This is a genomic window from Mesorhizobium sp. M1403 (assembly GCF_040317695.1).
Classification (GTDB): Bacteria; Pseudomonadota; Alphaproteobacteria; order Rhizobiales; family Rhizobiaceae; genus Mesorhizobium.
On sequence record NZ_JAMYKY010000009.1, the window covers coordinates 17,468 to 37,032 of the forward strand.

Below are 19,565 nucleotides of genomic sequence, written 5' to 3' on the forward strand. Positions count from 1 at the left end.
TTGCATTCAACTCAAGGCGTGGCCGGCCAATCCATAGACCCAAGGCCCATTGTCTTCCCGGTTCAGAAAACGGCGCCCTTTGGACATGGTCGTAACGGTCTCGGCAATGCCGAGGCCGCACTGCTGGAGAAACGCGGCAAACACGCCATCCTTCTCGCGCGTATCGACGCGGGCGAACCGTCCTGCCAGTTCCTTCAGATGCACGGCTGTGAGATGGACCGCGTCTAGATCGTTGCGCGCGACCATGGGGCCGATCACGTGGCCACGCCCGAACTCGCGACACATGGAATAGCCGACGATCTCGCCGCCACGGCTCAAAATGCAGATTGAGGCATCGGCCGCGAGCAAGGCGAGCAGCCTCTCGCGGTTTGTCCCAAACGCGCGCGTATCCAACGCTGTGATCTCCTTCAGCCTGTCGCTCGATAGCGCCTGCAATTGACCGTCCAGGGCCGGCATTGTTGGGAGTGTCTGTGGGACCTCCCCCTGGCGCATGTATACGATCGCCTCGGTCGTGAAACCGAGTGAGACGTAAAGAGGATAGGCAGCATGGGTAGCATTGAGTGCCAAGTTGCGATCGCCGCATTGCTCGAGCACCAAGTCCATGAGCCACCGGCCGCCTCCTTGCGCTTGCGTGCGGGGCGTTGTGATCACTACGCCGATGGTGGCGAAATCGTCCCCGTGAGGAAACCACATCGCGCTGCCGAAAACGCGTCCAATACCATCAACGGCAACAATGCCGCGGCCGGCACGGCGCAGAAAGTCCCAATCCTTCGGCCGATGAGGCCAGCGGACTGAGATCGACAGCGCGTGCAGTAGCTTGACGTCGACATCATCAATGTCCCGCGCGACCAGTTCGAAGGATTTCAGGCGTACTGATCTCTGCATCTCAGTCGATCCGGTCCTTCAACGAATGCGCAAGGCACGCGGTGCTAAGGCTCCGATTGCCATGTTTGCGACAGGCCTCTTTTGCAGCATCTTTACAGGGGAAAGCCAGCAGGTTTCGCTGGTTTGAGGTGCTTTTTCGCAATCTTCGGCCAAAGCACGGCGCGATTCGGCAGGGAACACTTCGCCATACGGGTAGGCTGGTCGCAACCGGTGATAGTGTGCAAGCAGAGCGACCGCCATGAACGTGGAAGAAATCCTCGCGACCCTGGTTGCATTTCCCTCTGTTGTGGGCACGCCAAACAGCGCGATCGTCGATTGGATCCGCGACTACTGTCAGGCGGCAGGAGCCGAGGTGACAGTTCTCCCCGGACCCGAGGGTGACCGGTCCAACCTCTTCGTCACGATCGGCCCGCGCGAGGCTCGGGGCTATATCATCTCTGGACATACGGATGTCGTGCCGGCCGGCGAGCCGGAATGGAGCTCGGATCCGTTTGTCCTGCGCCGCGAGGGCGGCAGGCTTTACGGCCGCGGCACCACCGACATGAAGGGCTTTCTCGCCTGCGCATTGGCCGCGCTTCCCGAACTTTTGGCGATGAATCTGCGACAGCCAGTTCATCTCGCGTTCTCCTACGACGAAGAGGCGGGTTGCCGTGGCGTGCCGCATCTCCTAGCCGCGTTGCCGAGCTTATGCGAGAAGCCGCTTGGCGCGATAGTCGGCGAGCCGAGCCGGATGCAGCCTGTGCGCGCTCACAAGGGGAAGGCGGCCGCGCGGCTCGAGGTGATCGGGCGATCCGGCCATTCGTCACGCCCCGATCTCGGACTCAATGCCGTGCACGCCATGGCCGGTGTCATCACGCACGCCGTGGCCTATGGCCAATCCCTCGCCGACGGGCCGTTCGATGATAATTTCAAGCCCCCATATACTTCCTTGCAGGTGGGCGTCATCGCCGGTGGACAAGCCGTCAACATCATCCCCGACCGTTGCACCGCTGACGTCGAGGTGCGTGCCGTGCCCGGCGTTTCTCCATCCTCCCTGCTTGAGCCGGTCAAGGCCCGGCTTTTCGATCTGCGCGACAGTGGCTTCGATGTGGCGTGGCACGAGTTGAGTTCCTATCCCGCCCTTGCGCCCGCGAATGGGAGTGAGCTAGCGGCCGTTCTGACGGAGCTGACGGGGCAGGAGCCGCTGACAGCCGTCAGCTTCGGCACGGAGGCCGGGCTTTATCAGCAGGCCGGCATCCATGCGATCATTTGCGGCCCCGGCCAGATCGGCCGTGCCCATCGTGCCGACGAATATATCGAGATCGGTGAACTCGCCGCTTGCCGGAAGATGATCGAGGGGCTCGGCGCACGTCTTGCGGCCTGAAGGAAGGGGCGGTCACCATGGCGTTTCTTTTCAATTCCGATGCCGTGCGTGCCGCGGTCTTCCGCGAGATCTTTGCGCGCCAGATCCCGGATCTGGAATTCTTCCATTCCGGCGATGAAATGGAGCCGGAGAAGGTGCGCTATCTCATCACCTGGACGGTGCCGGACGAGATCTCGCGCTATCGCAATCTGGAAGTGCTGTTTTCCATCGGCGCGGGCGTCGACCAGTTCAAGCAGGACGTGGTGCCAAGCCATGTGAAGCTGGTGCGCATGGTCGAGGATGGCATCATACGCATGATGCAGGAATACGTCGCGCTCGGCGTGTTGGCGCTCCACCGGCAGATGCCCGCCTATCTCGAGCAGCAGAAAAGGTGCCTCTGGCAACCGATTACCGGTCGACAGGCGGCCGAACGCCGGGTTGGCTTCCTCGGCCTTGGCATGCTGGCCCGCGCGGCTATCGAGCGCTTGAAGCCGTTCCAGTTTCCGCTTGCCGGGTGGAGCCGCAGCGAAAAGCGGATAGAGGACGTCGCCTGTTTTCACGGCAGGGACCAACTCGCGGGCTTTCTGACGCAAACGGATATTCTCGTCTGCCTGCTCCCGCTCACGGAACAAACGCACGGCATGCTCGATGCAGAGTTCTTCGACTTACTGCCCGTCGGGGCGCAGCTGCTGCATGTCGGCAGAGGTCCGCAACTAGACCAGGCCGCGCTGATCAACGCGCTCGACATCGGTCATGTATCTGCGGCGATGCTTGATGTCACTGATCCAGAACCGCTCCCGGAAGACCATCCGCTCTGGTCGCATCCGAAGGTGATGATAACGCCGCATATCGCCTCGGTGACGCAACCGCATACGGCGGCACAATCCGTCGTGGACAATATCCGGCGCCACCGCGCCGGAGAAGAACTGATCGGCCTCGTCGATCGGACACTCGGCTACTAACCAGGAAACATCACATGTCACTTCTGATCACGATCGACACAGTTCCAGACTTCGCGCCGAAGGAGGCATTACCGGCTCCGGAGCGGCTCATTTCCGGCACTCCATCCTTCAAGACCTGGGCGCAGGATGCCTCAAAAGGTGAGAAAGTTCTGACCGGCGTCTGGGAAGCGACGCCCGGCGAGACCGCATTCGATCAAGGGAACTATCTACGAGTTCTGCCACATCGTTTCGGGTCTCGTCGAAATCGAGGAGAAGGGCGGTGAGACCAAGACCTACCGCGCCGGCGACAGTTTCGTGATGAAGCCGGGTTTCGTCGGCGTCTGGCGCACTATCGAGACCGTGCGCAAGATCTACGTCAGCGTTTATGACTGAGTTCAGTGCTCAAGGTCCCGCCGAATAGAGCGCGGCGGTTCCAGAACAATCCGCTTTCCAAGTTCCGCCCGACGCGATTCGACGCCGTCGGGCGGCTCATTCTCGACGGAAAATGCGGCGGACGGTCCACTATTGTTCCGATGACGTTAGTGCGAACGAGGACCTCCATCAATGAAGACCTACAAGATAGCGCTCATCCCCGGCGACGGCATCGGCAAGGACGTGACGCAGGCGGCGTGGCAGGTGCTGCAGGCGGCGGCCAAGCGGGGCGGTTTCGCCCTTGCCGCCACAAGATTCCCATGGTCGTGCGCCTACTACCTGGAGACCGGTGCAATGATGCCGTCAGACGGCATCGAGACACTTCGAAAATTCGATGCGATCTATCTCGGCGCTGTGGGCTGGTCGGCGGAAGTGCCCGACTCAGTATCGCTTCACGGACTGCTCCTGCCGATCCGGAAAGGGTTCACGCAGTACGCCAACATACGACCGCACCGGCTGTTGCCGGGCGTTCAGGGGCCGCTCCGCTCCGATGGTTTCGACATCCTGTGCATCCGCGAGAATACGGAAGGCGAATATTCCGGCGCCGGTGGGCGCGTTCATTCCGGCACGGCTAATGAGGTCGCGGTTGAGACTGCGATCTTCACGCGTGCGGGTGTCGAACGGATCATCCGTTTCGGGTTCGAACAGGCGCGGGCGCGCCGAAAGAAGCTGGCATCTGTCACCAAATCCAACGCGCAGAAACATTCCATGGTTTTCTGGGATGAGGTCACGCGCGAGTTGGCGAACGACTATGCCGATGTGGAGGTCTCGCATTACCACGTCGACGCCATTGCCGCCCGCATGGTGCTGGCCCCGGAAAGCCTCGACGTAGTCGTCGCCTCGAACCTGTTTGGCGACATCCTCACTGATATTGGAGCGGCCATCCAGGGCGGGCTGGGTTACGCCGCCTCTGCCAATATCAATCCCGATCGCAGCGCGCCTTCGATGTTCGAGCCGGTCCATGGTTCGGCGCCCGACATCGCGCATCTCGGCGTCGCCAATCCGATCGCCGCGATCTGGTCCGGCGCGATGATGCTCGGGCATCTGGGTGAGGGGCAGGCTGCGGCAGAAGTGATGTCGGCAATCGAGTCCGCAACCGCGCGGGGGATTGGCACGATCGCAGGCAAGGACAGGACCGAAACAATCACGCAGGCCGTGCTGGCAGGATTAAGCTGAAAGAGCAGAGGAAAGACCATGAATGCAATGACGAAGATTGGCATGTTCAATGACTCCGACCTTTTCCGCCAGCAGGCGCTGATTGGCGGTGTCTGGTGGGATGCGGAAACGATGGGCGTGGTCGATGTCATTGACCCCGCCAGCCAAAGTGTTCTCGGCACCGTTCCCGCAATGGGGGAGAACGAGACGAGAGCGGCAATCGACGCTGCGGCTGGGGCCTTCAAAAGCTGGAAGAAAAGGACCCATGCCGAGCGTGCAGGACTTCTGGAGCGCTGGCACGACCTCATCCGCCAGCACGAACAGGATCTCGCGCTCCTGCTGACGCTGGAACAAGGCAAGCCGCTTGCCGAGGCGTTGGCGGAAATCCGCTACGGCGCCTCTTTTGTGAAATGGTTTGCGGAGGAGGCGCGCCGGATCGGTGGCTCGACCATTCCGTCACCCACACCCGATCGCCGAATTCTGGTTCTCAAGGAAGCAGTCGGGGTCTGCGCCATCATCACGCCATGGAATTTCCCCAACGCGATGATCACGCGCAAAGTAGCACCGGCGCTGGCCGCAGGTTGTACGGTTGTCATCAAGCCGTCGGAATTTACGCCATTCTCGGCGCTGGCGCTCGGCGTTCTGGCGGAACGGGCAGGTATCCCTGCCGGCGTGATCAACATTGTGACCGGCATGCCCATCGAAATCGGCAACGAACTGATGGCCAACGAAACCGTGCGCAAGATCTCGTTCACCGGTTCGACCCGCGTCGGTGCGCTGCTCATGCGTGGCGCGGCCGATAGCATCAAGCGGCTGAGCCTGGAGCTTGGTGGCAACGCGCCCTTTATCGTCTTTGACGACGCCGATCTGGAGAAGGCAGTTGAAGGGGTGATCGCATCCAAGTTCCGCAATGGCGGTCAAACCTGCGTTTGCGCGAACCGGATTCTCGTGCAGGAAGGCGTTTATGACGCTTTCGCCGAAAAGCTGAGCCAGCGCGTAATGCGGATGAAGGTTGGCGCAGGGACCGACGAGGGCACTGAGATCGGCCCGATGATCAACGCGGCCGCGATCGACAAGATCGAGCGTCACATCGCGGATGCCCAGGCGAAAGGTGCGCAGATCATCGCCCAAAGCGAGACGGTGCCGGAGGGCAAGCAATATGCACGGCCCGTCGTGCTGGGAGAGGCTACTACCGAGATGCTCCTGGCATTGGAAGAGACGTTCGGTCCGGTGGCGCCGCTTTTTCGCTTCGAGACGGAGGAAGAGGCCATCGCCATCGCGAACGGTACGCCGTTCGGCCTTGCCGCCTACTTCTACACCGACAACCTCAAGCGGTCATGGCGTGTTGCCGAGGCGCTGGAGTTCGGTATGGTCGGGCTCAACACAGGCATGATCTCGACCGAGGTTGCGCCTTTCGGCGGTGTCAAGCAGTCGGGAGTGGGGCGCGAAGGATCACAGCTCGGCATCGAGGAATATCTTGAAGTCAAGACGCTTCATGTTGGCGGGCTTAACTAGTTATCTTGCAAGCAGGTGGAAACACTTGCAGCCCCTAAAGCGTTGGAACAACAAAGAAAGGGGCGGTGAAAACCGCCCCTTTCTCTATTGCGACCAGTGATTATCAACGTTTTGGGAGTGCCTCAATCTGGTGCGACTGCGCAAGCAAACAGAGGTTCAGGCGAATTCCCGAACAGGCTCCAGCCCGACGGCACCGGCCAGACCGCCGATATCCTTGATTTCGGTATATTCGTAGAAGGGGTTTGCAGGCTCGTGGCCGCGGTTCACCCAGACCTTGCTCTTGATACCGAGATCATAGGCGGTCATGAGATCATAGCGAAATGAGGACGACACGTGCGTAATGTCCTCCGGGCCGCAGCCGAGCTTGTCGAACATATATTCGAAGCCCTTCATCAAAGGCTTGTAGGCGCCAGTCTCCTCGGCCGTGATGACCATGTAGAACGGTGCGCCGAGTTTTTCCACGTTCGACATGATCAGGCTGTTCATGGAGTTCGACAGGATCACCAGCGGGATTTCCTTGGCGACCTTGGCCAGGCCCGCCGGGACATCCGGGTGCGGACCCCATGTCGGCACTTCCGCATAGATGCGCTGGGCATCCTCGGGCCGGAATGCGACGCCGTTGCGTTTGCAGGTCCGTTCCACAGAATTGTGCACGACCTCGCTGTACGGCTTCCAGGCGCCAAGAACCTCATCGAGGCGATAGGCGGAGAAATCCCTGATGAACTGCGCCATCACAGCTGGGGAGAGCTGCGCGCCGTATACGCGTCTCGCCGCGCCGGCCATGTCGAAGTTGGTCAGTGTACCGTAGCAGTCGAAGGTGATGTATTTCGGTCTGAACTGGGTCATGGGCGTCGATCCTTCCAATCCTGTCGGCACTGCGTGCCTTTAACAGCAAGGATCATAATGAGAACCGGAGAAGACTAGTCGCCGCATTTGATGCGCCCTGAAGCAGATTGTTTTGTATTGCGTGAGAGGTTTGGCAGAGAGTTGCGCCTGAGTTCGTTCGAGCTTCGGCGGGAGCGCGACCCTTCAGCCGTGCGTCGGCATTAGATGCGGCGCCGGCGGCAAAGGAAAGTCAAAACGCCTATCGCTCAGGTTCTGGTCGGGAGGAACTGCTGTCCTCGGCAGCCTATCTTGGACCTAGAGAATTCAGGCCCGGAATGAACGTGACCGCGTAGCAGATCACGCTGGAAAACGAGCTGAAGGACGAAACCACACCACACCCGACTTATGCTCTCGTCAGTCAGGCACTACGCTGAATCGGAGGAAGAAATGCTGGCAAACTCACTGATCGAACTCGATCGCGCACATCTGGTTCACCCGTTTTCATGCTATCGGAGCCACGAGGAGACGGGCGTGCGGGTGCTCAAATCCGCCAAGGGCGCAACAGTGACCGATGCAAGCGGGAAGACCCTGCTGGACGGATTCGCCGGTCTATGGTGTGTAAACATCGGATACGGCCAGGAAAGCGTCGTTGAAGCAGCCGCAAAGCAGCTAAGAGAGCTTCCCTATGCGACGGGATATTTCGGGCTGGGATCCGAGCCTGCCATTCGCCTTGCTGCCAGGCTCGCCGAACTAGCGCCCGGCGATTTGAACCATGTCTATTTCACGCTTGGCGGCTCCGACGCAGTCGACAGTACGATCCGCTTCATTCGCTATTACTACCATGCCAAGGGTACGCCGCAAAAGGACCAGTTCATCTCGGTCGAGTATGGCTACCATGGATCCTCGACGGCAGGGTCAGGTCTGACCGCGATCCCGGCTTTCCATGCGGGTTTCGGCGTGCCATACGACTGGCAGCACAAAATTCCTTCGCACTACGCCTATCGCAATCCGGTCGGTTCCGACCCGCAGGCGATCATCGATGCATCGGTCGCGGCCCTGCGGGCCAAAATCGCGGAACTCGGCGCGGGCCGCGTTGCGGCCTTCTACGCCGAACCCATCCAGGGTTCGGGCGGTGTCCTCGTTCCACCGACGGGTTGGCTGAAGGCTCTGCACGCCGTGTGCAAGGAACACGACATTCTGTTCGTTGCCGACGAAGTTATCACTGCCTTTGGCCGTACCGGCCCCCTCTTTGCCTGTGAGGAAGACGAGGTCGTACCGGATTTCATGACCACGGCGAAGGGACTGACCTCGGGCTACGTGCCGATGGGCGCCGTCTTCATGTCGGACCACGTCTACAATACCATCGCGGACGGAGCCGGCAAAGCGGCCGTCGGCCATGGCTATACTTATTCGGCCCATCCCGTGAGCGCGGCGGTCGGGCTCGAATGCCTGCGTCTCTATGAAGATGGCTTGCTCGAGAATGGGCGCAAGGCCGGGAAGCGCTTGATGGAAGGCCTTCGCTCGCTCGCCGACCACCCGCTGGTTGGCGACATCCGCGGTCGCGGCATGCTGGCAGCAATTGAGTTGGTCACCGACAAGGAGCGCAAAACGCCGCTGCCGGCGGCGGCCGATCCGGGGCGCCGCATCTTCGAGCGCGCGTGGGCGAACGGCCTTGTCATCCGCTCCTTCAACAGCGGCATCCTCGGCTTTGCGCCGCCGCTCTGCTGCACGGACGACGATATTGATGGAATCCTCGAACGTACGCGAATGACGCTGGATCAAACCCTCGAAGACAAGGACGTGCGGGCAGCGATGAAGGGATGATCATTGCCATCACCGAAGCGAGCTGGGTCAATGCGGTAGACGCCTAATGCATGTCGCGCAAAAGTGTGCAGCGGTTTTGCGATAACGACATGCATCAAAACAAGAACCTAAAGCGCGTCGCATGAGGCCGGTTGAACGCGACGCGCGTTAGCGCCCCGAAGCAAATCCTCATGTGATGCCGCCGTCTGCCAAGTGCAAAGCAATTTGCCGGTATGTGGAATCTCTTGCCGTTGCACAAGCGCAGCGAAAACAGCAAGAGGGAGCGCTGGCGCGCGGCTCTCCAGGTCCAAGACTGCGGAGCAGCTTTCTCATTTGTCGAAAATGATGTCGAGAGGCAAATGGGATTTCACGATTGGGGACTTCAGCACGACGAAGCTGAAATATTTGTCGATTCCGATATCCAATTCGATCATGCGCTCCATGATCGTCTGGTACTCGCTGATGCCCGCTGTGACAAACTTCACTAGGTAGTCGTAACCGCCTGAAACCAGATGGCATTCGATGACAGAATCGACTTTCTGAATTGCGGCGAGAAATCTCGCGAAGTCGTTCTGTTGATGGTGCTTGAGCGTGACTTCGGTGAAGATCGTTAGAGTCTGTCCGAGCTTGGACACGTCGATCTGGGCGGAATAGCCGGTGATGAAGCCTTCCGCCTGAAGCTTCTTCACCCGCATCAGGCAAGGGCTCGGCGAAAGGTTGACCAGGTCGGCTAGCTCGACATTCGTGACCCGCCCGTTCTTTTGCAATTGGGATAAGATCTTGATGTCGATCTTGTCGAGCTTCATTGGAAACCTGTCACACGTTCGAACCGCGGATCGTCCGGCAGACGGCGTCGGTCACTTCCTGCGTGGTCGCTGTCCCTCCCACGTCGGGCGTCAGCACCCCTTCACTCGTCGCCGTTTCCACAGCGCTCATCAACCGGACGGCCGCTGCGCTCTCGCCCAGATGTTCGAGCATCTGGGCAGCGGTCCAGAAGGTGGCGACCGGGTTGGCGATACCCTTGCCGGCGATGTCGAATGCCGAGCCGTGAATTGGCTCGAACATCGAGGGATAGCGCCGCTCGGGATCAATGTTGGCGGTCGGTGCAACGCCGAGACTGCCCGCGAGCGCGCCTGCAAGGTCCGACAATATGTCGGCGTGAAGATTGGTGGCGACGATCGTATCTAGGCTCCGAGGTTTCAACGTCATACGCACTGTCATAGCATCGACTAGCATCTTGTCCCACGCGACGTCGGGGAATTCCCGCGCCACCTCGGCTGCGATTTCGTCCCACATTACCATGCCGTGACGCTGCGCGTTGGATTTCGTAACAACAGTCAGGAGCTTTCGCGGCCGTGACTGCGCCAGCCGGAATGCATAGCGCATGATGCGGGTGACGCCGACGCGCGTGAAGATCGCGACCTCGGTTCCGACCTCCTCGGGGAGGCCGCGATGGGCGCGGCCGCCGTGGCCCGAATACTCGCCCTCGGAATTCTCACGCACGATCACCCAATCCAGATCGCCAGGGCCAACGCCCGCCAGCGGCGAAACAATCCCGGGCAATATCCTGGTCGGCCGCACGTTGGCGTACTGATCAAAGCCTTGGCAGATCGGCAGCCGAAGGCCCCAGAGCGTGATGTCGTCGGGCAGATCGGGAGCGCCTACCGCGCCAAAGAAGATGGCGTCGAAGCGCTTCAGTTGCGCCACTCCATCTTCGGGCATCATCCGACCATGGGCCTTGTAATAGTCTGAGCCCCAGTCGAAGTGCTGGACGCGCAGCTTGAAGTCGCCGCAGCGCTGCTGCAGCACCTCAAGCGCCTGGAGACCTGCGGCAATCACCTCCGGGCCGATCCCGTCGGCAGGAATGGCGGCAATCTCATATTCGCGCATCGTTACTTCCCTGTTTTTGGTGCTGGCCGCCTCGTGACCTCAATCTCGTGCGCGACCGATTGTACCTTGGCAAGACGGTCTTCTCAGAATTCAGTGACCTGGCCCCACGCCACGGTCTTCAGGCGCTTCGGTCAACTAGGACGCGGATCGACACTGGTCTCGCTGCCCAAGCGCAGCCTAGCGTATGGGCCTCAGCCGTAAGCCGTGAACTTTGTACGAGGGCGGAACATCCTGCCGTTTGAGGCATGAAAGACGGGCAATTGTTGCGACGAATGACCGGTTGGGTCGCACCTCACCTGCGGAGTCGATCATACACTCATTGCATCGGATCGACCCCGGATGAGTATGAGGGTGACACGGTAATGAAGTTTGCTTCCTACTGGCACGATACTTCGGTTCCATTGGCGGATCCGTGGCCGATCCGGTCTCGGGGGATTTCGAGGTGGCCGTGATTCACACCGGCAAGCCATGGTTTCCTCCCATGCCTCCCACGGTAGGCACATACTATCGTCTGAAGGATGCGGTCGCGTGACCCGGGCGGCGGAAAACGCGCAGAGTGAAATGCCAAATTTGGCCTCCTTTGCAGAAGTTCCTGCTGCCTGCGTGCTAAGTTTCAACGACTCTGCCGGCCAGAAGGGGTCACACTCATTGTCGACTAAGGTCCGTTACTCCCCGGACATCCGCCAAGAGGCAGGCAGGCTCCGCAGGGCCACGACAGGGAGGCTTGAAAGTGAGCCGGAGAGCTCACGATAGGGAACAGTTTGACCGATTGATCGCCACGAGGCGGAGATCGAAAACGCAATCCGCAGCGGGCTAAAGAGCGCGGCTGAGAAGGGAGAGGTCTCGATGATCGCCAGCATCCAAGCTGTAGCTCCTCATGAAGTTGCGCTTTCGGTGCGCGACCTGACCGTAAGCCTGCCGGCCGGCATGGAGCGGGTCCATGCGGTCGAGAATATCTCGTTTGATCTGAAACGCGGCCAGATCCTCTGCATCATAGGCGAGTCCGGATCGGGTAAGTCGGTCACGGCGAACGCGATCATGGGGCTTCTGCCAAAGGTGATCCGCCTCTCATCGGGTGTCATCCAGCTGGAGGGGATGAACATCATCGGCATGTCGCCAGACAAGCTGCGCAACCTGCGTGGACGGGTCGTGTCGATGATCTTTCAGGATCCGCTCTCAGCGCTCAATCCCCTGATGACGGTGGGCGCGCAGATTGACGAGGTCATGGCCGCGCATGGCTTCGGTACGCCACAAACCTGCCGCAACCGCGCCGTTGAGCTGCTCACTGAAGTGGGCCTACCAGATCCCCAACTCATGTATCACCAGTATCCTTTCCGGCTTTCGGGCGGGCAACGGCAGCGCGTCATGATTGCCATGGCCTTGGCGCTCGAGCCGACGGTGCTGATCGCCGATGAGCCAACCACCGCCCTCGACGTCACCACCCAGGCACAGATCCTGCAACTGATCAGCGACATTCAGCGGCGCAAGGGCATGAGCGTGATGTTCATCACCCATGATTTCGGTGTGGTGGCAGAGATCGCCGACAGCGTCGTGGTGATGGAAAAGGGCCACATCGTCGAACAGGGTAGCGCCGAGCAGGTGTTGAAGTCGCCCAAGCATCCTTATACCCGGCGCCTGATCGCGGCCGTACCGCATTTGACCGGCGAAGATCGCCCTCGTCTGGAGTCGGCCAGCAAGGAGCCGATCCTGAAGGTTGAGGGTCTGGTGAAGACCTATCGTGGTGGCAGCGCGCTGTTCGGCGCGCAGCGGACTGTGACAGCGGTGAACGAGGTCTCGTTCGAACTCGCGCCCGGCCGCACGCTGGGGGTCGTAGGCGAGAGCGGTTCGGGAAAGTCGTCGCTGGGCCGGCTGTTGATCAAACTGCTGGACAGCGACGGCGGCGGGATTTTGTTCGAGGGATCTGACATAGCCAAGCTTTCCGAAGCGAAGTTCCGCCCTCTTCGACCGCGGATCCAGATGATCTTCCAGGATCCCTTCGCGTCGCTGAACCCACGCTCAACGGTTGGCCACATCATGACGGTAGGGCCGGTGGCACACGGGATGCCTTATGCCCAAGCGCGCGAGGAAGCGCGTGCGCTCCTGGCTCATGTCGGTCTCGATGCCGGCGCCTTTGGCCGCTATCCGCACGAGTTCTCGGGTGGGCAACGCCAGCGCATCGGCATCGCTCGTGCGCTGATGTTCAAGCCGAAGCTGCTCATTGCCGACGAGGCGGTCTCCGCACTCGACGTCTCGATCCAGGCGCAGATCCTGCAGCTTCTGGACCAGATCCAGCGCGAGACCGGCGTGTCGATGGTTTTCATCACACACGACCTGCGCGTCGCCAGCCAGATCTGCGACGAAATCGCTGTGATGCAGAAGGGCCGGATCGTCGAGCGCGGACCGCCCTCGCAGATATTCCTGAACCCGCAAGCAGCCTACACGCGCCAACTCGTAGCGGCAATTCCAGGAGAGCGGCCGGGCAATGCCCGTCCAGTTGCAGCAAACGCATAAGAAATAACAAGAGAGGAACTACCATGACCAGAAATTCATCGACTACGTCCAACTACTCGAGGCGCGAAGCGCTGCGACTGATGGCGATAGGTGGGGCTGCAGGCCTCATCGCGCCCAACCTGCTGGGCAAGCCCGCCTTCGCCAAGACCCCTCCTGCGGGCCCGGCCGGTCGCGTCGTCGTCGGCCTCTCGCAAGAGCCGACCGTGTTCAATCCGTTGATGGCGCATATCGAAGTCGATGACGCGGTCCATTTCTCGGTTTTCGACGCGCTGGTCCGCATGGATCCCCAAGGTGGCCTACATCCAAACCTCGCAGCCGAGGTGCCAAGCCAGAAGAATGGCGGCATTTCGGAGGACGGTCTCAACTGGCGCATCCGGTTGCGTGACAATGCCCGCTGGCACGATGGTGAGCCCTTCACGGCCGAGGACGTGAAATTCACCCTTGAGCTCATCACGAACCCGAAGTTTCGCGCTTGGCGCACGAGCGGCCATTCGCTCGTGCAGGACATCACAGTGGTTTCGCCCACCGAGATCACTTGGCGGATGAAGGAGGCTTTTGCGCCCTATCTTTCGTTCTTGGCCGAAACCTTCATCGTGCCCAAGCACATTCTGGAGAAAGAGGCCGATCCGAATACAGCCGCCTTCAACCAGGCGCCAGTCGGCACCGGCGCATTCAAATGGAGCCAGCGCGTCGCGGGCGATCATATCGAGCTCGTCGCCAATCCTGAGTACGCGGGCGAGGGCCCCTATATCGAGCAGCTCATCTTCAAATACATCCCCGATATGACGGTGCTCTACACGCAGTTCAAGAGCGGCGACGTGGACCTGGTCGATCAGTCGTTCATCACCGCCGACCATTATACTGAAGCCCGCGAACTACCAGACCGCGTGGTGACACTGGAGACAGGGGCATCCTTGGAGTCGATCTACCTCAATTTGGGCCGCCCGCAGTTCAAGGAGTTGGCAGTGCGCCAGGCGCTCTACGCCGCGTTGGACAGGAACGCGATCGTCGACACGATCTATTACGGCGTGGGCACTCTCACCGAGACCTTCATGCCGAAGGAGTCCTACTACTACGACCCGAACCTGCCGGTTCAGGAGTTCAATCTGGACCGGGCGCGCCAAATCCTGGATGAGGCCGGCTGGGCGCCGGGGCCGGATGGAATCCGCGCCAAGGATGGGGTGCGACTGTCCTTCTCCAACTCAACAACTTCTGGCAACAACCTCCGCGAGCAGACGCAGCAGTTCCTGCAGCAGACGTTTGCCGAGATCGGCGTCGAGATGACGATCTCGAATTTGCCGGCTGCAGTCATGTGGGGCGAGTTCTGGCTGAAGTCGCAATTTGACACCGCCATGGTGGGCGTCACCTATCTGATTGCCGCGGACCCCGACGCCACAAACCGGCTCCATACGAAGGCAATCGCCGCTCAAGGCGGACACGGTTCGAACACCGGGCAATATTCCAACCCTGAAGTCGATGCCCTGCTCGAAAAGGGTGCTCGCAGCTTCGATCCGGAAGAACGGCGCGGGATCTATAATCGCGTGCAGGAAGTGGTGCGCCATGATCTGCCCTTCCTGCCGCTGTTCGCGTACACAATCGTCCTTGGGCGCAAGAAAGGGTTGGACGGCTTCGAGCCCAACGCCAACACCCGCACCGCGTCGTGGGATGCCGCGGCCTGGCAGTGGAAGGCCTAATCCACGCAGTTGCCGCCGCCCGATCCACTGCGGCGGCGGCAACACACTAAGATCATCAACCCACAATGGAGGACTCGGATGCGCGGCTTCCTGCTCAATCGCCTCTCGCAGAGCCTGGTGCTGCTTGTGATCGTCTCGATCATCGGCTTCGGCATTCTGAACCTCCTCCCCGGCGGCCCCCTGGCACAATTCGGACTCGATCCCGGAATGACCCAGCAGGATATCGAGCGCCTCAAGGGGCTGCTGGGCCTTGATCGGCCTATATGGATCCAATATTTGGACTGGGCATGGCGGCTGGTGCGGGGCGACTGGGGTCACTCCTTCCGCGACGGAGCGCCGGTATTGGAGATCATTGGCAGCCATCTCTTTGCCACGCTGCTGCTGATGGGGTCCTCAACCGCGATTGCGATCTCCATTGGCGCCTGGATTGGAATTCGGGGCGCCACGCGCCGCTACTCACTATTCGACTATCTCGCAACCGTTGGCGCTATGGTCGCATTGTCGGTCCCTACCTTCTGGTTCGGCCTCGTAGGCATCTACATCTTTTCCTTGAAGTTGGGCTGGCTGCCCGCGGGCAATATGTCCGAGATCGGCGATAGCTCGATCCTGGGCTATCTCCACCATCTGATCCTGCCAAGTGTCGTACTGTCGCTGGTCCATGTCGCGATCTGGAGCCGCTACATGCGGACGGCTACACTCGACGCCATTAGCCAGGACTTCGTTAAAACGGCTCGGGCCAAGGGGTTGAGTGAACGCCGGATTCTGATGAAGCATGTCGTTGGCAACGCGCTTTTGCCGATGATTACCTTGGCCGGGATGCAGCTTCCCAGCATTCTGACCGGCGCGCTGGTAACCGAAACTGTCTTTACCTGGCCAGGAATGGGACGGTTGTTCCTCGATAGCCTTGGTTACAGCGACTATCCGGTTGTGATGGGGCTGCTGATGTTCTCCGCTATCCTCGTTCTGCTTGGAAACCTGATCGCCGACATTGTCGTCGCTATTGTCGATCCGCGCATTCGCCTGGCTTGAGCGCGCAACTTCCCCGACAGGAGACAGCCGATATGACCGCTCTCACCGCAAATGCAGCTCCAAGCCGATGGAGAAACAACCGCGCGGCACTTCGTTTTATGCGACATCGCTTGGCGCTGCTTGGGTTGGCGATGATCATCTTCCTGAGCCTTGCTTGCGTCCTCGGCCCCCATCTCCTGCCTTATGACTCACTGTACATCGATCTGCGGGCCCGCTTTGCCCCGCCGCTCACGGGTTATCACTTTCTAGGCACCGATCCGCTTGGCCGCGACGTGGCGGCAAGGCTTTTGATGGCAGGACGAATCTCGCTGCTGGTCGGTTTCTTTGCCATGGTTTTGTCGACGCTCATCGGCACGCTGGTCGGCGTGATTGCAGGCTATCGCGGCGGCTGGGTTGGGGCGGCGCTGATGCGCACCGTCGATGGATTCCTGTCGTTCCCATCGATCTTTCTGCTGCTGGCGCTGGCTGCGGCACTGAAGCCCAGTCCTGTGATGATCACCATCATTATCGCCCTCACCAGTTGGATGGAGGTTGCCCGCATCGTCGAAGCGGAGGTCCGCTCGTTACGCGAACGCGAGTTCGTCCTGGCTGGCCGAATGCTGGGGCTGAGCGGCACGCACATCATGTTCCGCGAGATACTGCCCAACGCAATGGGCCCGATTATCGTCGCTTCCACCTTGACGGTCGCGCGCGCCATTCTCATGGAAGCCTACATCAGCTTCCTCGGCTACGGGATCCAGCCGCCACTGCCCAGCTGGGGCAACATGCTCAATGGCGCCCAGCAATATCTGGGCAGCGCACCTTGGCTGGCAATCATTCCCGGAGCTGCAATCACCATCGCGGTAACCAGTTTCAATTTCATTGGTGACGGACTGCGCGACGCGCTGGACGTACGAGATGACCATATTTGAGGTACCGCGACCGATCGCTTTCTTAATCCCTGGAACATCAAGAGAAGTCAGTCACGTGCACGAGCCCAAAATCGAGAAGCACACGCCCTATTGGTGGGAAGCGGCGCCCGTCATGCCGCTGCCGCGGAAGCCCCTCGCAAAAAAGCTTGACGTGGCAATTGTCGGCGCCGGTTATGCCGGGCTTTCGGCCGGGCTTGTGCTGGTGCGCGAAGGACGCTCGGTCGCAGCCTTTGATACGATGAATCCGGGCGAGGGTGCTTCTACACGCAACGGCGGAATTACCAGCGGAAGCATCCGGCCGGACTATGCCACGATCACCCGGCGCTTCGGTGAAGAGAAGGCCATGGCGATCGAGGCCGAGGGCAAGATCGCGCGCGAATTCCTCTACGACTTCATCAGGACCGAAGGGCTGGACTGCGACTTCCGACTGGTTGGCCAGTTCAAGGGCGCTTTTGGATATCAACAGTATGAGAAGATGGCGCGCGGCGCCGAGACGCTGGCGAAGAAACTGGGGATCGAGTCCTTCGCCGTTCCGCATGCTGAGCAACGAAATTATATCGGAACCGATTTCTACCGCGGCGGAACCGTTCGGATGGACATTGGCGCGCTGCACCCCGCAAAATTCCACGCTGAACTCCTGCGGGTGGCGCTCGCATCCGGGTTGACGGTCCATTCGCATACAGTGGTCAAGTCGATCGAGAGGAATGGTTCGGGGTTCCGCGTCGCGACTTCGGCAGGGACGGTGGATGCACGGCAGGTTCTGGTCTGTACCAACGGCTATACCGACGGCGCCGCTCCCTTCCTTCGGCGCCGCCTGGTTCCGGTCCGCAGCCGGATCATCGTGACCGAGGAACTTGCGCCCGATGTCATGGCGCGACTGATGCCGAAGCTGATGACGATCACCGAGAACCGGCAACTCGGTTTCTATTATCGTCCCTCGCCCGACGGAAAACGCATTCTGCTGGGGGGACGTGACAGCTCTCGCGTCGGCGACCCGGCGGCGCCGAAACTTCTCCTACGCAAGGGCCTCGTGAACCTTTTCCCGGAGTTGGAGAACGTGCGCCTTTCGCATTGCTGGTTCGGCAATGTGGCGATGAACCGAGACATGCTGCCCCGCATCTTCGAAAAGGACGGTATGGTCTATGCAACCGGCTTCTGCGGTTCGGGCGTGGTCTGGGCGCCATGGATCGGTATGCGTGCGGCGCACAAGCTGATGGGGCATGGCGAGCAGTCGCGCACGGCGTTCGACTTTCGACCGCCTTCGGCCATCCCGCTCTATCGTGGCAATCCGTGGTTCATGCCGGCGATTATCCAAGGCTATCGGTTGCAAGACCGTATCGCCTTCTGGCGCGCCAGCCGCTGATCACCGGAAATATCAGGACATTCTCCAGGTTGGATTCGGCCTGGATTGTAGCTGCCCTACCGTGGCTGGAAAGAAAGCATCACCGAACTGCGACACGCGCCCATTCCGATCGCAATCGGTTTTGCGACATCCGGGGCGATCCGTGGTTCATGCGGGCAACCCTTGGCGTATCCGCCGCTGACACGACTGCAGACTCGCGCGGGACACGTTGTTGCCGGAGAGCACTCAAGCAGGGCGGAAAAATCCGTCGGGGCCGGGACCTATCGGTGCGAAGCTGATCAGTGTTGGGACGCCTTTGCGCGGATCAGCGCGTCGGCCATGTAGAGGTCCTGTAGGGAAATACCGGAACTGTCGAAAACCGTGATCTCGTTGTCGAAATGGCGTCCGGGCGCACGCTTTTCAATGACGTCGCCGATTGGTGTTACCGCAAGCACGCCGGCGTCGATCTCGTCGCGCACGTGTTGGAACTCGCCGATCTGGACGGACTGGGAAAGCAGATCACAAAACAGACGTGCCTTGGGAAACAATTCGCTCGGCAATTCGCGCTTGCCTGGAACATCCGACCCCATGCTGGCGATATGGGTTCCGGGTCCCACCCAAGCGGCATCGAACAGCGGTTCGCGTGAGGGCGTCGCAGTCACGACGATGTCGGCCGCGCGCACGGCGTCTTCGGGCACGGCAGCGCGCGCATCCAGGCCTCTTTCGCCGATCTGATCGACAAGAGCGTCGCGTCGCGACGAAGGCCGGGCGACGACCAGCACGGTTTCGATTGGGCGGACGCGTGCCAGCGCCATCACTTCGAAGCCCGCCTGGTTGCCGGCGCCGAATATCGCCAGAACCTTGGCTTGCTTGCGCGCAAGAAGATCGGCCGCGACCGCGTCGGCGGCGGCCGTCCTGTAGGCGTTGACCTTCCCGGCCTCGATTACGGCGCCGAGTCGACCTGTATGCTGATCGAGCAGCACGATGGTGGAGTTGTGGCGGGGAAGGCCACGTGCCGGGTTGCCCGACCAGAAGGAGCCGATTTTCACTCCGGTCAGGTCGTCCGACGAACCGGATTTGATTGAGAAAGTATTGGTCGCATCATGCGTGCGCCCGAGAACAGCAGGAAAGACCCAATTCTGCCGCGATGCTGATGCCACGAGAGCCTGCCGCGCCGCCTCGAAAGCAAGTTCATGCGTGACGAGGGCGGCTGACTCCTCTTCGCTGATGTAGATCATCCAAAATTCCTCCTGAGCATCAAGCGTTTCATCGCCGGGGAGTGTTGCGGCT

At 60.5% G+C, this 19,565-nt stretch carries 15 protein-coding genes and 1 pseudogene; 11 read left to right on the top strand and 5 right to left on the bottom strand.

Going from position 1 to position 19,565, the window contains the following annotated elements:
• Positions 1 to 6: 6 nt before the first annotated feature.
• Complete coding sequence (locus tag NKH01_RS16710; RefSeq protein WP_353021229.1) at positions 7 to 885, bottom strand: GNAT family N-acetyltransferase; 879 nt, start codon at positions 883 to 885, stop codon at positions 7 to 9.
• A 238-nt stretch (positions 886 to 1,123) separates the two neighbouring features.
• Between NKH01_RS16710 and argE the strand changes: the two genes are divergently transcribed.
• The 5 genes and pseudogenes from argE (at position 1,124) to NKH01_RS16735 (ending at position 6,270) form a co-directional block, all read left to right on the top strand.
• Entirely contained in the window at positions 1,124 to 2,248 is a 1,125-nt protein-coding gene (gene argE / locus NKH01_RS16715; protein WP_352844779.1) for an acetylornithine deacetylase, read from the top strand.
• A 17-nt stretch (positions 2,249 to 2,265) separates the two neighbouring features.
• Positions 2,266 to 3,189, top strand: coding sequence for a 2-hydroxyacid dehydrogenase (locus NKH01_RS16720; protein ID WP_353021231.1), 924 nt, complete (start codon positions 2,266 to 2,268; stop codon positions 3,187 to 3,189).
• Positions 3,190 to 3,203: 14 nt separating this feature from the next.
• A pseudogene (locus NKH01_RS16725) lies at positions 3,204 to 3,561 on the top strand (cupin domain-containing protein).
• 171 nt (positions 3,562 to 3,732) lie between these two features.
• On the top strand, positions 3,733 to 4,776 hold the full coding sequence (locus NKH01_RS16730) for a tartrate dehydrogenase (RefSeq protein ID WP_353021233.1): 1,044 nt from the start codon (positions 3,733 to 3,735) through the stop codon (positions 4,774 to 4,776).
• A gap of 18 nt (positions 4,777 to 4,794) precedes the next feature.
• Positions 4,795 to 6,270: an NAD-dependent succinate-semialdehyde dehydrogenase gene (locus tag NKH01_RS16735; RefSeq protein ID WP_353021235.1), complete on the top strand. Its 1,476-nt coding sequence runs from the start codon at positions 4,795 to 4,797 to the stop codon at positions 6,268 to 6,270.
• Between the two features lie 156 nt (positions 6,271 to 6,426).
• Here the strand turns inward: NKH01_RS16735 and NKH01_RS16740 are convergent, their stop codons facing one another.
• Positions 6,427 to 7,116, bottom strand: coding sequence for a haloacid dehalogenase type II (locus NKH01_RS16740; RefSeq protein WP_353021237.1), 690 nt, complete (start codon positions 7,114 to 7,116; stop codon positions 6,427 to 6,429).
• 426 nt (positions 7,117 to 7,542) lie between these two features.
• Between NKH01_RS16740 and NKH01_RS16745 the strand changes: the two genes are divergently transcribed.
• Positions 7,543 to 8,919 (top strand): aspartate aminotransferase family protein, encoded by a 1,377-nt coding sequence (locus NKH01_RS16745; protein WP_353021239.1) that lies wholly within the window; start codon positions 7,543 to 7,545, stop codon positions 8,917 to 8,919.
• Between the two features lie 308 nt (positions 8,920 to 9,227).
• Here the strand turns inward: NKH01_RS16745 and NKH01_RS16750 are convergent, their stop codons facing one another.
• Both NKH01_RS16750 and NKH01_RS16755 read right to left on the bottom strand, forming a co-directional pair.
• Positions 9,228 to 9,704 (bottom strand): Lrp/AsnC family transcriptional regulator, encoded by a 477-nt coding sequence (locus tag NKH01_RS16750; RefSeq protein WP_353021240.1) that lies wholly within the window; start codon positions 9,702 to 9,704, stop codon positions 9,228 to 9,230.
• A gap of 10 nt (positions 9,705 to 9,714) precedes the next feature.
• Positions 9,715 to 10,788 (bottom strand): tartrate dehydrogenase, encoded by a 1,074-nt coding sequence (locus NKH01_RS16755; protein ID WP_352639340.1) that lies wholly within the window; start codon positions 10,786 to 10,788, stop codon positions 9,715 to 9,717.
• A gap of 846 nt (positions 10,789 to 11,634) precedes the next feature.
• Between NKH01_RS16755 and NKH01_RS16760 the strand changes: the two genes are divergently transcribed.
• From NKH01_RS16760 to NKH01_RS16780, 5 genes are all read left to right on the top strand, one after another.
• The gene (locus NKH01_RS16760; protein ID WP_023718595.1) at positions 11,635 to 13,299 is read left to right on the top strand and encodes an ABC transporter ATP-binding protein; all 1,665 of its coding nucleotides are present in this window, start codon (positions 11,635 to 11,637) and stop codon (positions 13,297 to 13,299) included.
• Positions 13,300 to 13,322: 23 nt separating this feature from the next.
• Complete coding sequence (locus NKH01_RS16765; RefSeq protein WP_353021243.1) at positions 13,323 to 14,993, top strand: peptide ABC transporter substrate-binding protein; 1,671 nt, start codon at positions 13,323 to 13,325, stop codon at positions 14,991 to 14,993.
• A 78-nt stretch (positions 14,994 to 15,071) separates the two neighbouring features.
• Complete coding sequence (locus tag NKH01_RS16770; protein WP_023718593.1) at positions 15,072 to 16,022, top strand: ABC transporter permease; 951 nt, start codon at positions 15,072 to 15,074, stop codon at positions 16,020 to 16,022.
• 32 nt (positions 16,023 to 16,054) lie between these two features.
• On the top strand, positions 16,055 to 16,933 hold the full coding sequence (locus tag NKH01_RS16775) for an ABC transporter permease (RefSeq protein WP_353021245.1): 879 nt from the start codon (positions 16,055 to 16,057) through the stop codon (positions 16,931 to 16,933).
• A gap of 112 nt (positions 16,934 to 17,045) precedes the next feature.
• A complete protein-coding gene (locus tag NKH01_RS16780) occupies positions 17,046 to 18,296 on the top strand; it encodes an NAD(P)/FAD-dependent oxidoreductase (RefSeq protein ID WP_502896329.1) in 1,251 nt (416 codons plus the stop codon).
• Positions 18,297 to 18,574: 278 nt separating this feature from the next.
• Here the strand turns inward: NKH01_RS16780 and NKH01_RS16785 are convergent, their stop codons facing one another.
• Positions 18,575 to 19,513, bottom strand: coding sequence for an ornithine cyclodeaminase family protein (locus NKH01_RS16785; RefSeq protein WP_352483209.1), 939 nt, complete (start codon positions 19,511 to 19,513; stop codon positions 18,575 to 18,577).
• Positions 19,514 to 19,565: the final 52 nt, after the last annotated feature.